Source organism: Bacillota bacterium (assembly GCA_013178045.1).
Taxonomy (GTDB): Bacteria; Bacillota; Ch66; order Ch66; family Ch66; genus Ch66.
This window is the reverse complement of the sequence record JABLXP010000002.1, coordinates 202,137-217,022: the sequence shown is the minus strand read 5'-3', so window position 1 is coordinate 217,022 and position 14,886 is coordinate 202,137. Positions and strand designations below refer to the sequence as shown.

Sequence of the window (14,886 nt, the reverse complement as noted above, 5' to 3'; positions counted from 1 at the left end):
TTGGCGAATATTTAACATGAGACCTCACACTCCTTTAGTTTGACTTTGGGTGTTTTTTTGGGCGAGGTCTCATTTCTTTTTCAGGGGGCTGATCCCCTTCTGGTGCCTACTGAAATTTTACTCGGCCTAGTCACCCGCGTCTGCCGCCGGATCTCCCGCTGCACCTGTTTATGGTGGCCGGCGTCTTCGGGATTAATTCTTACTAGCCCAATGCCAGATTGGGCACAAACAAGTAATTTTCGGCGGTCAGACTCACGCCTCACTGGAAGATTAAGCTCAACCGCTAGCCGCTGGTCGGGCAGAAAATATTCAAATACTGTACCTTGAAAAGGCTTATTGGTTAAGATCTGACTGTGGGGAAAAAGGATCCTGAGCGAACGGCCCAGCGGTGAGAGGGTCTCCTCAGTTGGCGTCTTTTCAGAATTGTATATTTGTTCTGCCTTGACCTCTTCGTTCACTGGGTTCATTCGAACTACCTGGGACTGGTCCGTCCATTCTTCTCCATAATCCAGTTGCTGCCCGCCCGTATAATGGGCAATCCCGGCGACAATCATCTCATTTAAGAGGTTAGAGAAATCGCCAAAGCTGTCCAACACCTGGGTACTCGGTAGCCTCTGACCAACTAATTGCTTTAAAATAGTCTCGTAATAATCACTGGGACCAAAAAAGATCTGCGTTAATAAACTCAGGATCCGGCAGACCAGTTCCTGGCCCCGTTTAATTGCCAGTTCGCGCTTGTCTGTCTCTAGCTCGCTTACTTCAATACCGCACTCAATCAACTGATCAATTTGTTCAAGCAGAGCTCGCTCAATTTGTTTTCTGGTATCTCTATCCATCGCAATCCCCCACCCCAAATTTAGTCTATCAATTTTATTCTATTCCGCTCCGGGTGGGAAATATGCCAAATCATACCATTGTTTTTACAGCAGATTCAAGCCATACCAGAATTTCCAGAGCAGCGGCCTGCCCTTCAGCTATGCTCTGGCTGATGTTAAGCGGACCCCGGCAGGCACCAACCGCAAAAACGCCGGGCACCGGCCCTTGAAAACCGCAACCAGGTCGATTATCAAGAAACCCATAACTGTTTAGCGGCCAGCCAAACCACCGGGCCAGTTCCTCCAGACCGTCCGTTGGAACCATGCCGCAGGCCAGCACGACCAGGTCGTAAGGTTCAGCTGCCACCCGATCGGCCAAACTGGGGTCAAGCCGAAGGCCAAGCCGTCCGTCGGCCCGGTTGTATACCCGGGATGGTATCCCCCGCACCAGATTTAGCCGAGCTTCTTGACAGCTTTGTCTAACTTGGACGGCATTACCGCTCCCCGCCTGCAGATCAAGATAGAAGATGTTAATTTCCGCATCCGGGTATTGGGAGCGTAATACCCGGGCTTGACGAATACTGGTCTGGCAACAAACCTGTGAGCAGTACCCACGGCCAAGGGCTGTGTCCCGGCTGCCGACACACTGAATAAAGCCGATGCGCTTGAGTTTATCCCCCTGAATAGGGAACCCGGCCCCTTGAGTCAGAGCCTGCTCCAGGTCGGCCCCCGTCAACACCCGGGGATAAAGTCGATAGCCAAATTCTCCCCGGTGTTCCGCGGAGAAGACACGGAATCCGACGGCCAAAACTGCGGCTTGGACAAAAAGCCGCTCTGTTTTCCCAGCCTGCTTAACCGTCAGGGCAAAGTCTCTCCCCTGGCGCTGCACCTGACTGACCTCCGTCCCCAGCAGCCAGCGGATCGCGGGGCTTTTCGTCGCTTCATCGATCAGCTGATGCACCCGGCAAGCCAGACATTGCTGGCACTGGTCAGTCGCCTTACAGAAGAAACGTGCCGCCCAGCCGCCCGGGACAGCCTGGCGTTCAATCAACCAGACCTCTATTCCCCAGCGGGCGAGTTCCACCGCCAAAGTCAGACCAGCCACTCCTCCGCCGATGACGGCCACTTTACCCCATTCAGCCACCGGCCTCACCTCCTACTCTGCGGTAGGGCGGGGAAGAAGCCCAGCCCGTTCAACAATCACCGGAATAATCTCCTCCCAGGCCACCGCCATCAGGTGGACACCCGCCACTCCTTTAATGCGCCTTACTTGTTCAATCTGTTCGACCACGATCCGAACCGCTTCCTCCTTAACGTCCTCTGCTCTCTCCAGGCGCAGGCAGATGTCCTCATCCACCATCATGCCCGCGACATTTTTCTGCATATAGCGAGCCATCCGCGCTGACTTGATCGGCATCAAGCCCGCCAGAATCTTCACCCGTTCGTGCAGGCCATGCGCACAGACCAGATCCATAAATCGACTGAACCGCTCCAGATCTAAAACCGCCTGAGTCTGCACGAAATCAGCGCCCGCCTCTACCTTCTTTTCCAGCCGGGTCACGCGAAACTCAAACGGGTCCGCGAAAGGATTGGCCACACAGCCGATAAAAACTTGCGGCCGGACCTTCATCTCCTCACCGCATAGAAACCGCCCCTCATCCCGCATCAACTTGACCATCCGGATCAGCTGGATTGAATCCAGGTCAAAGACATTCTTCGCCGTGGGGTGGTTGCCAAAGCTCTGGTGATCCCCCGTCAGACAGAGGACGTTCTTGATCCCTAGGGCCGCTGCCCCCAGCAGGTCGGACTGCAGGCCGATCCGGTTGCGGTCCCGGCAAGTCATCTGCATGACTGGCTCGAGCCCCATTTGGACGAGAATAGCGGCCGCGGCCAGGCTGGACATCCGCACGATCGCCGTCTGATTGTCGGTAACATTAAAGGCATCAACGTAGCCACGCAAGTTTTCGCCGTGCCGTCGAATCACATCCCCATCACAGCTCTTGGGCGGCCCAACCTCGGCTGTGACCACAAACTCCCCGCTGTTCAGTATTCTTTCCAGTCTACTGCTCGTCTTCAAGGAGCAAATCCCTCCTCACCAGCCGGCGTGGCCCACCGTCTCGACTCTTTGACCAGTCTTTGGGCAGCATGATTTCCCGCAGGCGGTCAAGCTGGCCCAGACCGGCCAGACGATCGTAAATCAACTGCCAGGCACAGTCGAGGTCCTGGCCGATCTCGCACTTACCGTTCTGGGACCCGCCGCACGGGCCATTCAGCAGATTTTTTGCGCAGCGAGCGACCGGGCAGATGCCGCCCGTCCGGTCAAGCAGGCACTCGCCGCAAGCCTGACACCGTTCGGCCCACACTCCGTGCTGAACTGGTAAACCGATGAATCTAGTGTTCACACCCGGGTAGACTGGCAAGTGCGGAAAGCGTTCCGCAATAGTCTGCACCCCGGCTCCGCAAGCCAGTGAGAGGACCGCCTGAATGTCCGTGATCTCCTTTTGCAGTTGATCAACAAACTCGAATTCACACTGCCGCTCAACAGTCGCCTCCCTGATCAGCAATGAATTCCCCTCCACCTCAGCCGCTAACCGCAGAGCAGCAGCCGTCACGGCGACCTCCTTGGCCCCACCCGCGGCACAAACCGTGACACAACCCTGACAACCGCAGACCAGAATCCGCTGAAAAGGAATGAGCATCTTTTTGATTTCTTGAATAGGTTTCCGTTCCGCCACGATCATCCCGCAGACCTCCCTTTATGCCAGGGCCCCAGTGCTCTGAGCCGCTCCAGCATTTCATTTACGGTTACCACCAGTTGGTGGCTACTCGCACTGAGCGGCCGCCAGTGCAACCGTTCAGGTTCCAGCCCCACATCAGACAGGAACCAGCTTACGTTGTCTCCTCGCTGGTGCCAGCGGCGATTCCCTCGCCGGTGACGGCAGTTCTGGTCATAGCAGGGCAGGACCAGGACACCGTCCGCGCCGTGTAACAAAGCGCTTAAGACTTCTGGCTCGCCGACCTGACCAGCACAGGGAACGCGCTGTACAATAATCTGATCCTGGCCAGCCAGATGCGCTAGCTTACTTTCCAGCGACCGGCCAACATCGCGGGTTAATAACCAGCTGGAGTTGGCGCAGGCGAAAACCTGCAGACAAACCGCGCTAGCTTCCCCTGGTTCGGACGATCCGAATCTAATTTCTTGCGATTCCGCCCATTTTTCCGCATTTGATAAGCCAAGGGTGATGGCGGCTGACGGACACTCAGCGGCACACAATCCACAGCGCTGACAGGCCAAAGGATGAATCCAGGCCGCTGCGCCATAGGTCCGGTTTTGCGGCTGACCCTTAATCTCTACCGCCCGGTAGGGACAAACCCGGTAGCAGGTCAAACAGAGAGCACAGCGGGCCGGCTCGACTACCGCGTAGCCTGCTTCCACCTCCATCCGTCCTCCGGCCAGCCTGGAGACTTCACTCGCCACCACCGCCGCATCCAGCCAGGCCTCCCCCGCTAAAGCCAGGTCCCGGCAACTCCCAACCAGATAAACACCCGGCCGACTGGATTTGACCGGCCAGTAGTGGACATTGGTAGGCTGTAGACGATCACTTGCCCCCCGGGCCAACCCCAACAATTCAGCCAGCGCCATTGCTTCCTGGGGCAATGCGTATTCTTCTGCCACCACCAGTAAATCGCTCACCACCTGAAGAACTGGAAATTCTTCCGTCAAAAATGGATCCCGGTAGACCAGAGCCACTCCCTCTGGTAAAACACGACCAGACGGTGGTTCCTGATACCGATACATGTTAACCCCCGCCTGTCTGGCCCGATGACACAATTCTTCCAATCCAGGGGCGCTCACCCGGTATTCGCGAAAAAAGAAGTTCACGTCTATTCCTCGTTCGACTAGCTCGACCGCCGCCCGCAAAGCGGGTATAAACGTCAATGCCCAGTCGTTTTCACCGGCGCCAACCAGAAACGAGACAGAGCAGACATAGTTGGGTATGGCCTGAGGACTGAACCGGCTCAAGGGCCAAACCCGCTCCCCCGCTGGCAGCAAACAATCCCGGTTCAGTCGCCCTGGCACTGGGTCCATAGCCAGTACAATCGCTCCCGCAGTGACCTGCTGTTCGGAACCTTCTGTTTTTACGGTAACCGCAAAGTTACCCCACTGACCATGCACGCTCAGGATCCGCGCCCCGTTGCAAACAGATATATTGTTGTGACTGACCAGGCCCGCTGGGCCAGACAATCTTTCCTGCGGGATAATTAGAGTAACCGGCTGACGCCGGGCGATCAATTCCGCAGTTTGTCGGGCTGCTTCCCCGTCGCCGACGACCAGCACGCGCGGCAAAACAGGAACAACAGTTGCACCAGGGCTGTTCGGCATTGTTACCCCTCCAAATTAAATCATAAATATGTAATTTTCTTCATAAATTTCGCTTCCCCTGCTGGTTAAGCTAAAATCCTCTGATAAAACAAAGCAAAAACTGCTGTCCTCGTTGACAGCAGCCTGTTTCGCTTAATACCGAATGATAATTGTCGTCTAATTAGGTAGTAATTTGCTTTTTATCCTTGTCTCGGCCTGACCCAATCTAATAGCCGGTCCAGCCATGACCGCCGTTCTACCGCTCGTCCCGCGACCAGATCGGTGCGGCCAACCACCTGGCCATGATACATGACCACCAGCTCGGCCAGCCTTTCACCCAAATTAATCGGCGCCTGGAAAGAGCGGCTGGGGATAATCTTCGTCTCCAGGTTAGCCATTTCTGACCGCGGACAGGTAAACTCGATTCCACCGGTAGTCAGCAGCGGTACAGAGGCTTCCCGTCCATTCTCCACGGGAACCGTGTCGTACTCCTGATGGGGGAGAATCTGCAGATGGGAAAAATTCTGAAAACCATAATCCAGCAAGCGAATAGTATCTTCGTATCGCTGGCGGCTGCCCAGCACCACCGCAATCAACCGCCAGCCGTCCCGCTCCGCTGCCGCCACCAGGCATTCACCAGCCGCTACGGTGGTACCCGTCTTAACGCCAATTGACCCCGGGTAAAGCCAGAGCAGCCGGTTGGTGTTGCGAACCGGTAACTCCACTGGCCGGTTCCGCCAATGGATGACGGCTTCCCGCGTACCGACCAGAGCCAGGAATTCGGGATTGGCCAGTGCCGCCCGGGTGATTAAGGCCAGATCATAGGCCGTAGAGTAGTGGTTGGCCTTCGAATACCCGTTGGCATTGACAAAGTTGGTGTCGTACGCCCCAAGCGCGACGGCCTTCTGATTCATCAGTTGCGCGAAACTCTGCTCGCTACCGCCGACCGCTTCCGCAATGGCTACCGCCGCGTCATTGGCCGAAACGATCATCGCCGCTTTTAATAGCTCGTTCAGGGTAAGTTCATCGCCCGGGCGCAAGCCAATGTCTGAGCCGATTTCCATCCAGGCGGAATGTTTAGAAATGCGCACCACCCGCTCCAAATCTCCGCTCTCCAGGGCCAGCAGGGCCGTCATAATCTTCGTCGTACTCGCCGGGGCCCGCCGCTTGTGCGGTTCCTTACCGAACAGAATCTCACCGCTGTGGGCGTCCATCAACACGGCGGCACGCGCGGAGAGCTGGGATGGCTCGGCTTGAACGAGATTTATATTTGCCAGGCTAAAGAAGAGCAAGACAATACTGATGAGAATATACCGCATTTATTTATACTACTCCTAGGTTGAAAGGTTAATTTAATCCTAAAACCGGCCCGTCCGAAAGATCGCCACGATCAACCACAGGCCCATGGCCATGGCCACCACAAATCCTCCCTCGGCAATCTGCAGGCTCCATAACGACCCCGCGTCCGCCCGCTGGGCGATCAATGAGGAGCCAACAATGAGGCCGGCGATCATGATGCTTAAAGCAATCCGGTTGGCAATGATGTTGAGGCGCTGCATGACCCGGTTCAGATTGCGATGCTCCAGTTGCAGCCGCAGTTCCCCTTCTTCAACCTGTCCCAGGATGTTCTCCACCTGCTGCGGCACGCGGGTCATAATTCCATACAGTTCGCCCAGGGCTTCCAGCGCCCGGCGCTGGAGGCGCTGGGCCGTTAACCGGCCGCGGACCAGTTTGCGGGCAAACGGTTCCGCCACATCCAGCATGCTGATTTTGGGATCGAGCTGTTTGACCAAGCCCTCCATAGTAATTAATGATTTAATCACCATGGTGAATTCAGCAGGTATGCGAATCTGATGTTTAAAGGAAAGGTCAACCAGTTCCTGTAAGGCCTCGCCCACTGAGATCTGGCTCAAGGGTAACCCGTAGTACTTCTCCTGCAGCCGGGTGAGATCCCGCCTCAAGACCTGTTTATTAACGGTGTGTTGCGCAATCCCAATATCCAGGAGACTCCGCATGACACCACCAACATCGTACCTGACCATAGCCAGAATCATATCCACCGCCTTTTCCCGCGTGGCGGCGTCAATCCGCCCCACCTGACCAAAATCCATGAACACGATCCGTTCCCCAGGAAGGACGCCCAGGTTTCCCGGGTGAGGATCGGCATGAAAAAAGCCGTAGACATAAATCTGTTTCAACAGGGCGTTGACCGCGTTTTGCGCCACTTTTTCCCGGCTGTAGCCGGCCCTGATCAGACGTTCAACAGCAGAAACCTTGATCGCCTCTACGTATTCTAAGATCAGCACCCGCTTCGTCGAGTATTCCCAGTAGACCTGGGGAATATAGACGGTCGGGTCATCGGTGAACATTTTTTTAAAGCGGTCGGCGTTGCGCCCCTCAACTGTGTAATCCAGCTCAGCCAGGAGCGAGGTGGCAAACTCCTCGACAATATCGACCAGCCGGTAAAATTTGCCCCAGGATGTCCTGGCCTCTAGAAGCCGTGCCAGGTCAAACATAATCTCCAGGTCGGTTTCGATCACCTGTTGGATCATAGGACGCTGGACCTTAACCACCACCTCTTCCCCGCTGATCAGCACGGCGCGGTGGACCTGACCAATCGAGGCCGAGGCCAGCGGTGTCGGTTGGAATTCGCGATAAAGCTCCGTGATCTCCTTGCCCTGGTCTTGACGAATTACCTCCTGCACCTGTTCAAAAGGAAAAGGTGGCACGTCATCCTGCAGCCTTTCGAGCTCAACAATATATTCACGGGGAATAAGGTCAGGACGGGTGCTCAGGATTTGACCCAGTTTAACAAACGTTGGTCCAAGCTCTTCCAGGGCATAGAACACCCGTTGGGGCGCAGTCAGCCTGGCCCGCTGTTTAGTTTGCACCCGTTCAGACCACCGTGGCAGCAGTTCGCGCAAACCCAACTGGCCGATCAGATAGCCAAACCCATGCTTGGCCAGAATATTCGCGACCTCCCGATAGCGAGCCAGATGACGATATCGCCTACCCAGGACCACGTTCTCCCCTCCCCTCTTTTCTCTACCTCCAATCTTCCCTGCCAGTCAAGGGGTCTATTATCACTCAACTTATCATGTAACCGGCGGATTAAGTCGTTCTTCCAGTTCTTTGATCCTTTGTTCTAATCTCTCCAGGTCTTTCTTGGTTACCAACCCTAAATCGAAACGACGTTTTTCCATTTCACCACGAATGAATTGAGCCAGTTCTTCTTTCTGTTGCTCACCTTTTTGAATCAGTTCGCTGATCAGGGTTTTGGCCTCATCGGTACTGACCTCTCCTTTTTTGACCAGGTCTTCCACCAACTGTTCGGCTTTTTCCTTGGTCATGTAGAGTGCACCCAGCCCCATATAAAGCGTTTTGCGGAGCAGATCAATCATCTTTTATCTACCTCCTCTTTACTATTCTGCTACTATTATATCCAAACCCTTCCTTAATAACCACACTTTTGGATCTAATGGGCATCTTTTTCTTACATCGGCAGCTTTTTTATTTGAAAATTGAGCAATATCGGCTACACAAGCCGACATGATTCTGGTAATTTATAGGTTATAACATAATTTTATTGGCTAACCTATTGCAAAACAAAGGAGGAGGATTATTATCCATATGCGGGAAAAAAATATCGCTTTTTTTACGTGATGCAAACCGTAAACAAGGTTTTTGCCTTGCTTATCGGGTCCGCTGGGGTGATCGGGGGGTTCACCGCCGGTGCCGGGACCGGTTTTCTAACAGCCGTGGTATGTATCGCCATCAGCCTGTTCTTACTGGCCGCCACGGAGATCAGCGACATCCTGCTCGATATAGAGGAAAACACTCGCCGTCTGGTCAGCATGCATGTAAAAGACTTTGAATAATGTTGAGAAAAAAATACCGCGGATATTTCCGCGGTTATAGAGAAAGAGAAGGAAAGAGGTAGGTCACAAGAGAGAGATTTCTGGTCAAAGAAGGCTAAAACTCGATGTAACGGATGCGGTTGGGATCCACTTTTTCCAGCGCCGCCAGTTCTTCTTCAGTAGGCGCTGGGGTAAACGGCACCTCGGTTTGGGTTATTTCCCAACCGGTGTTGGCCTTCACTTCCTCCAGGCTGGAGTAGGGGTGAATGCTTTCCAGCTCCAGACGGCCATTTCTCATTACCATCGTACACAGGTTGGTAATCACCTTGAACTGTTTTTGGGGATCCGCTTTGGCTGTACAGAAAGCTACCTTCTCAACAAAAGAATTCTTGTCGTGTTTGGTTTTCCAGATGGTCGTCCGCTTGGTTACCGGCGTTAAAGTCGCGCTCCCGGCTCCCCCAGGCAGTCTTACCTTGGGATGGTCGTAGTCACCGCCAACGTACGACATGTTAATCTCGCCCTGCGGGCTGATCTGCACCAGGCTGAGGAAGGAAATATCTACCCGGTCGGTACAGGCCAGGTCAAAAATCTCGTCCAAACCATACATCGCCGGCGATCCATCAAAAAGGTTGGAAGATAAGGTCGAGCCGATGAAAGCCGGTTTTTGCCAATCGGGATCAACCCCGCCCGTGATGTTGACATAGGTGAAATTGGTCCCCAAGGCCTTGGCCAGTTTCATTGCCGTCATCGGCACAGGTGACGCCAGACCGTGGAAAACAATGTCTCCATCCTTGATTTCACGCGCCAGGGCAACAACCATCATTTCAGCTGGGCCGTAATTCATCTTAAGCCCTCCCTTCCGTTACTTTGGTCAGATATTCGTCTACCTTACCGTCTTTGACCGCCTGACTATAGGCCTTCATCCCATCAGCGTCAACCGTGTTGTACATCGGGTAGCAGATGCCTGGCTTGGCTCCGCCGGGTGCCAGGACAACCGCCGCGACCAGGAAGTGTGGCACTGAGGTCAGTTTAGGTTCTTGACGGAAAGAGTCGGTATCAACCAACTTTTCAGTGGTAATGATTGTCTTTTTCGCCGCCCGGGTAAACAGCACATCCTGAAAATCAGAGCCCAGGATACGGGCATTGCCGTATTCATCAGCTTCTTGGACGTGGATAATCGCCCAATCGGGCTGCAAGGCGCGGACAACTACCACTTCTTCATCAGAGAAGGGGCTCTTCATGATCTGAAAGAAATCGGGTCGCTGGGCAATTAAGTCACTGCCCCACATTCCCCCCACACCTATAAAGGGGATACCGTATGCCCCCGCACGGAGGGCATTGATAATCGCCGTTCAGGAACCTTCCATCGCTTTGATCTTACCCTCCTGGATGCCTTTCCGCATCCCGGGTGCGAGACCATACTCATTTTCAAACCCAAAGAATCCAAAATAGACGGTTGAGAGACTTTCCGAGGCACACAAAACATCCATGGCATACCCCGGCGCAGCGCCAACGCCTACCAAACCAGTCCGCTTCAGTTTAGCCAGTTCCTGACAAAAGGCCGCCGGTGTCCGGTGCAAGGCATTGCCGCCGACCGCGATCATCTGACCGTCCTGGACCAGTTGCACCGCGTCACGCATTGACATCAGTTTACTATTCATTATGTCCCCTCCTTTTTGTGGTTAAGTTGTTATACCGGTTTAATCTTTTCCCGCCAGGGAAAAGCATCACCCAATAACTGGTGTAAACCAACCTCTTTTACTGACATCCCCAATGCCAGTCCGATCAACTGAGTAAAAAAGATCACTGGCATGTTCCAGTCTCCACCAAGGCTGGCTTGCCTGAACTCCAGGTTAGACTGACATAGCGGACAGGCGACGACAATCGCCTCCGCCCCAACCTGCCTGGCCTGCCGCAGTATCTCGTCTGTGCGCTGGTCGGCCATTTCTGGTCCACACACCGAGAAGCTAGCTCCACAGCACTCGGTCTTGTGGGACCAATCCAGAACCTCAGCACCCAGATTACGCAACAGCCGGTCCAGGACCTGCGGGTTTTCCGGGTCATCGAACCCCGTGATTCGGTAGGGACGAACGATCAGGCATCCGTAATAGCAGACAACCCGCAGATTTTGTAAGCGGTGAGAAACCTTTTGCTCCAGCCGGACAACCACCTCGGGCCGGGTCAACAACTCCAGCAGGTGCATCACCTTGACTTCACCCACCGCGGCCTCAATCAGCTCTTCCGCCTTCGCTCTGGTGGCCGGATCCCTGAGTTCATCAGCCACCCGGACCAAACTAGAGTAACAGGCAGCACAGGGGGACGTAACTATCTTCGCTCCCGTCGTCATAACCTGGGAAAGATTTCTGGCGCCCAGGGCCAGGGTTAATTCCCGATTAATGCTGTGGCCGGAAGTTGCTCCACAGCAGTTCCAATCGGGAACTTCTCGCAGATCAAGCTCTAGTTTAGCACAGACCAGTTTCGTTGAACGGTCATAGGGACGGGCTAATCCATGCAGTGAGCACCCCGGGTAATAGGCCACCGCTTGCCGATCAATCATGCCGGGCTCCCCCCTCATCCTTCAATTTCTCCACCATTCGCCGGTAAGAGCGTCCGGGTAAGCGTAGGGGTTTAAGGTCTACCCGCCCTTTGGTAAGCAAACGCCAGATTAACCTGGGATTAGGCAGCGGGTTGCTGGTCCGCCAGCTGTAGCGCAACGCCAGCAAACCCTCATGCTGACGGCCAAACCGCCGCACCTGTTCCAGAAACAGTCGATGGAATTGGGCCGGTTTTGTTGTCGAGAGTGACGCTTCGTTAAATGCTATTTCCCGCAGCCCGTCCATCAGGGTGGGAATGCTGATCCCGGCGGGACAGCGATCCTCGCAGATGTGGCAAGCGACACACATCCAGATGGCCGAACTGCCCAATATCACTTCCCGGTAGCCGAGTTTAACTAACTGGATCACCTGTCGCGGACCATAGTCCATAAATTCGATGCTGCTGCAACCAGCGGTACAGCATCCACACTGCAGGCAACCATCTAGATTAACGCCGCAGTTCCGTTCCAGTTCGGTTTGCAGTTGTGATGGAGTTGTGTCAATCACCAAAGTCACCGATTGATCCTTCCTTTCCCCATCCCAGGCTATTCACGCCCTGAAATGGACCGTAGATAAGCCAGTACACCGGCAGCAGCCGCACTCCCCTGAGCCATGGAGTCGCGGACATCTGCTGGAAAGCCGCACGCTCCCGCGTAGAAGACTCCCGGCGCGATACTCATCGGATTACTGACTGCTTCCAGAGAAGGAGAGGCAATAAACCCGTATTCATCCAAACTGACCCCCAGCTGGCCGGCCAGGGTCGCCGTCGCGGGGTCAGGTAAGATGGCGGTCGCCAGGACCACCAGGTCAGCTTCCATCTCTAATGGGACGCCCATTAAGGTATCTTCTGCTCGGACCACCAGGCGTTCCTGGCTGGGAAAGACTTTGGCGACACGGCCCCTGATGTAGCGCACGCGCTGCTTTTCCATTACCCCACGGACGAACTCCTCTCCGTGGTTGAAATTGGAGCGGATATCCATATAGAAAACATATACCTGGGCAGTCGGGAGAGCCGATTTCAATTCCATTGCCTGCTTCGCGGTATACATACAGCAAACCTTGGAACAGTAAGGCATACCTTTACTACGGTCACGGGAACCAACACACTTGACAAACACCGCTGTTTTAATCGGTTGGCGGCAGATCTCCGCAAACTGGGTTTCAAATTCAACGCTGGTGATTACTCCTGGGTAGCGGCCATAACCATATTCCCCGTATTTCCTGGCATCAAAGCTGGTATAACCGGTCGCCAGTACAACGGCTTGAAAAACCTCGGTCCAAGATGATCCCTCTGATCCCAAAAACGCCTTAAACCCAAATGAAGTTATCTCAAAACCACTGACCTCTGTCGCCACCAGGGGACTGATCAAAGGGTTTTTGGTAATTCTTTCAATCCGGTCCTTGACCAGGGCTCGCCCATCAGCCAGACTGGGGAACAGACGTGTATATCCAGCAACATGTCCACCCAAGTGAGGACTTCTTTCCACCAGAGTTACCGCCTGACCAGCCGCCGCAAGTTCCAAGGATGTTTGCATGCCGGCAACCCCGCCACCGACGACTAAAACTTTGTACGAGGTCATCACTATACTCCTTTCCCGCGCCAATTACTGAACAAATCGCGCCAATATTGGCTCCACCCTGGTCGTATTCGCCGCAAAACCCAACTGGTCGATCGGCGTTCCGAGGGCAAAAGCGATCAATTGTGATAGATCAATGACAGGAATGTTGGTGTTGATCCCCAGATTACGCAGGGTGGGCTGCTCCCGGTCAAGTGCCACATTGCATCCCGGACAGACAGTCACCATCAGCTCGACGCCGGCTTCCACAGCACTCTTCATCTTCCTCGCCAGGTGCGGAATCACCACCTCATCCCGGTGCGTAAACCCACGTCCCACCGAGTAGCCACAGCAAGCTCTTCGCTCTGGGTAGAATACGGGAGTAGCCCCGAGACGTTCAATGATTTCCTCCATAAAGGTTGGATAAGCAGCATCATCGATCGCTGCCACCTTATTGGCCAGATAATGACAGCCGTAGTGAACCGCGACCCGCAGGCCGGTCAATGGTCTTTCCACCATCGTCGTGATTCGGTCTAACTGACGATACCAGAGTTCTTGCACGTGGTAAACCTTAACTTCTCCGTGATACTGCCTGCCAATCTGAGCTAATATCTGGTCGATTTCGGCTTTAAACGCGGGGTTGTGGGCAAGCAAATGCGCCAGTTCGTTCAGGTATCCGTAGCAGCCATTGCAGAAAACAGCAACATCCAGGCCCATTGCTTCGGGTATGCTCAGATTGCGGGCCGTGGCAGCCAGGGCCAAGCCCGGATTTAAAGCATTGCAGGTTAACATATAGCCGGTACAACAAGTCTGCTCTGGAGATTCCACCATTTCTATCCCCAGCTTTTGGGCCACCACTCTCACGGCTTTCTCCGTGCCCGGGTACTCAATGCTGCCGGTACAGCTTAAAAACAGGAACATTTTTTGGGGCACCGGCAATTGTTTGACCCGCTCCTGGTTAATCAGAGAAACTCTTTCCGCCTTAGTCATCAGTTTGTCCTCCCTCGGCCGCTTGACAGGTAGAGGTTTCTTCTTTTCCCGGCCCGGTAATTCTCCCTGGGGCAAAACTCAGGCGAAGCTGTGCCTCAGGTTTGGCATCTAGCCCTTCCAGCCAGGCCATGGTACCCGTCATTTCAAATAACTGCTGGTATTCCTTACGCGCCTGTTCAGATACCACCCGCAACGGTGTCAGACCAATACTGGTCCGCAAGGCTTTAATCTTCTCCAATTTCTGGGTTCCACCTGGTTGAAAAGTTACCCCATCCTCTCTGGCCTTCAAAACAAAACGTTTGAAGATCTGGACGTACTTCTTACCCGCCCCGTGCTCCAAAGCATAGTAACGGAGGACCAGCATCAAGAGAGGATATTTGATTTCACTGGGGCAGGTAGCGTAACATCCCGCGCACCAGAAACACCGCCAGATTTCTTCGCTGGCAAGCAGCCGTTCAACGTTGCCCAGCAGAACCTCACGTATCACTTGGCAGGGATTGTAAGAGGGCGTGAGCGCCGCTACCGGGCAGTTACCCACACACTTACCGCAGGTTAGGCAGCGTTCCAGATCTTCTACCAATCCCGACGCCTCGATTGCCTTTTGAAATTCGATTGACCAGTTCTTGGCCAACTCTCTTTTCATCCCACTAGCTCCTTGTCAAGAAAGTCGGATAACTCCAGAACCGTGAGCAAAAATCTCACTCACTCTAT

At 54.2% G+C, this 14,886-nt stretch carries 17 protein-coding genes; 1 reads left to right on the top strand and 16 read right to left on the bottom strand.

All coding sequences use genetic code 11. The features are described from left to right. Nucleotides 1-80: 80 nt before the first annotated feature. The 8 genes from HPY81_02850 to HPY81_02815 all read right to left on the bottom strand — a co-directional run bounded on the left by HPY81_02850 (nt 81) and on the right by HPY81_02815 (nt 8,579). Complete coding sequence (locus HPY81_02850; GenBank protein ID NPV26399.1) at nt 81-836, bottom strand: hypothetical protein; 756 nt, start codon at nt 834-836, stop codon at nt 81-83. A 70-nt stretch (nt 837-906) separates the two neighbouring features. Continuing rightward, nucleotides 907-1,959, bottom strand: a complete 1,053-nt coding sequence (locus tag HPY81_02845; protein ID NPV26398.1) for a CoB--CoM heterodisulfide reductase iron-sulfur subunit A family protein — start codon at nt 1,957-1,959, stop codon at nt 907-909. Between the two features lie 12 nt (nt 1,960-1,971). Beyond that, complete coding sequence (locus tag HPY81_02840) at nt 1,972-2,892, bottom strand: methylenetetrahydrofolate reductase (GenBank protein NPV26397.1); 921 nt, start codon at nt 2,890-2,892, stop codon at nt 1,972-1,974. Further along, on the bottom strand, nt 2,876-3,556 hold the full coding sequence (locus HPY81_02835; protein ID NPV26396.1) for a hypothetical protein: 681 nt from the start codon (nt 3,554-3,556) through the stop codon (nt 2,876-2,878). The genes HPY81_02840 and HPY81_02835 overlap by 17 nt, the downstream gene beginning before the upstream one ends. Then, nucleotides 3,553-5,199 (bottom strand): hydrogenase iron-sulfur subunit, encoded by a 1,647-nt coding sequence (locus tag HPY81_02830; protein NPV26395.1) that lies wholly within the window; start codon nt 5,197-5,199, stop codon nt 3,553-3,555. The genes HPY81_02835 and HPY81_02830 overlap by 4 nt, the downstream gene beginning before the upstream one ends. 179 nt (nt 5,200-5,378) lie before the next feature. Next, a complete protein-coding gene (locus HPY81_02825) occupies nt 5,379-6,497 on the bottom strand; it encodes a D-alanyl-D-alanine carboxypeptidase (GenBank protein NPV26394.1) in 1,119 nt (372 codons plus the stop codon). Between the two features lie 39 nt (nt 6,498-6,536). Beyond that, nucleotides 6,537-8,195: an AarF/ABC1/UbiB kinase family protein gene (locus HPY81_02820; GenBank protein ID NPV26393.1), complete on the bottom strand. Its 1,659-nt coding sequence runs from the start codon at nt 8,193-8,195 to the stop codon at nt 6,537-6,539. Between the two features lie 78 nt (nt 8,196-8,273). Next, nucleotides 8,274-8,579 carry a polyhydroxyalkanoate synthesis regulator gene (locus HPY81_02815; GenBank protein ID NPV26392.1) on the bottom strand — a complete coding sequence of 102 codons (306 nt, stop codon included), beginning with the start codon at nt 8,577-8,579 and terminating at the stop codon, nt 8,274-8,276. 258 nt (nt 8,580-8,837) lie between these two features. On the opposite strand from HPY81_02815, the gene HPY81_02810 reads away from it, so the two are divergent. Continuing rightward, nucleotides 8,838-9,056, top strand: a complete 219-nt coding sequence (locus HPY81_02810) for a hypothetical protein (GenBank protein NPV26391.1) — start codon at nt 8,838-8,840, stop codon at nt 9,054-9,056. A gap of 94 nt (nt 9,057-9,150) precedes the next feature. Here the strand turns inward: HPY81_02810 and HPY81_02805 are convergent, their stop codons facing one another. Genes HPY81_02805 through HPY81_02770 form a run of 8 tightly spaced genes read right to left on the bottom strand, consistent with a single transcriptional unit; the run spans nt 9,151 to nt 14,818 of the window. After that, the gene (locus HPY81_02805; protein NPV26390.1) at nt 9,151-9,879 is read right to left on the bottom strand and encodes a CoA-transferase; all 729 of its coding nucleotides are present in this window, start codon (nt 9,877-9,879) and stop codon (nt 9,151-9,153) included. Nucleotide 9,880: 1 nt separating this feature from the next. After that, on the bottom strand, nt 9,881-10,381 hold the full coding sequence (locus HPY81_02800) for a hypothetical protein (protein ID NPV26389.1): 501 nt from the start codon (nt 10,379-10,381) through the stop codon (nt 9,881-9,883). A 6-nt stretch (nt 10,382-10,387) separates the two neighbouring features. Further along, nucleotides 10,388-10,696, bottom strand: coding sequence for a hypothetical protein (locus HPY81_02795; protein ID NPV26388.1), 309 nt, complete (start codon nt 10,694-10,696; stop codon nt 10,388-10,390). Between the two features lie 29 nt (nt 10,697-10,725). Then, on the bottom strand, nt 10,726-11,592 hold the full coding sequence (locus HPY81_02790; GenBank protein ID NPV26387.1) for a CoB--CoM heterodisulfide reductase iron-sulfur subunit B family protein: 867 nt from the start codon (nt 11,590-11,592) through the stop codon (nt 10,726-10,728). Further along, nucleotides 11,585-12,145 (bottom strand): heterodisulfide reductase subunit C, encoded by a 561-nt coding sequence (locus tag HPY81_02785; GenBank protein ID NPV26386.1) that lies wholly within the window; start codon nt 12,143-12,145, stop codon nt 11,585-11,587. The genes HPY81_02790 and HPY81_02785 overlap by 8 nt, the downstream gene beginning before the upstream one ends. Before the next feature lie 29 nt (nt 12,146-12,174). Continuing rightward, nucleotides 12,175-13,209, bottom strand: a complete 1,035-nt coding sequence (locus HPY81_02780; protein NPV26385.1) for a CoB--CoM heterodisulfide reductase iron-sulfur subunit A family protein — start codon at nt 13,207-13,209, stop codon at nt 12,175-12,177. A gap of 24 nt (nt 13,210-13,233) precedes the next feature. Then, a complete protein-coding gene (locus tag HPY81_02775; protein NPV26384.1) occupies nt 13,234-14,175 on the bottom strand; it encodes a CoB--CoM heterodisulfide reductase iron-sulfur subunit B family protein in 942 nt (313 codons plus the stop codon). Next, nucleotides 14,168-14,818 carry a 4Fe-4S binding protein gene (locus tag HPY81_02770; GenBank protein ID NPV26383.1) on the bottom strand — a complete coding sequence of 217 codons (651 nt, stop codon included), beginning with the start codon at nt 14,816-14,818 and terminating at the stop codon, nt 14,168-14,170. The genes HPY81_02775 and HPY81_02770 overlap by 8 nt, the downstream gene beginning before the upstream one ends. Nucleotides 14,819-14,886: the final 68 nt, after the last annotated feature.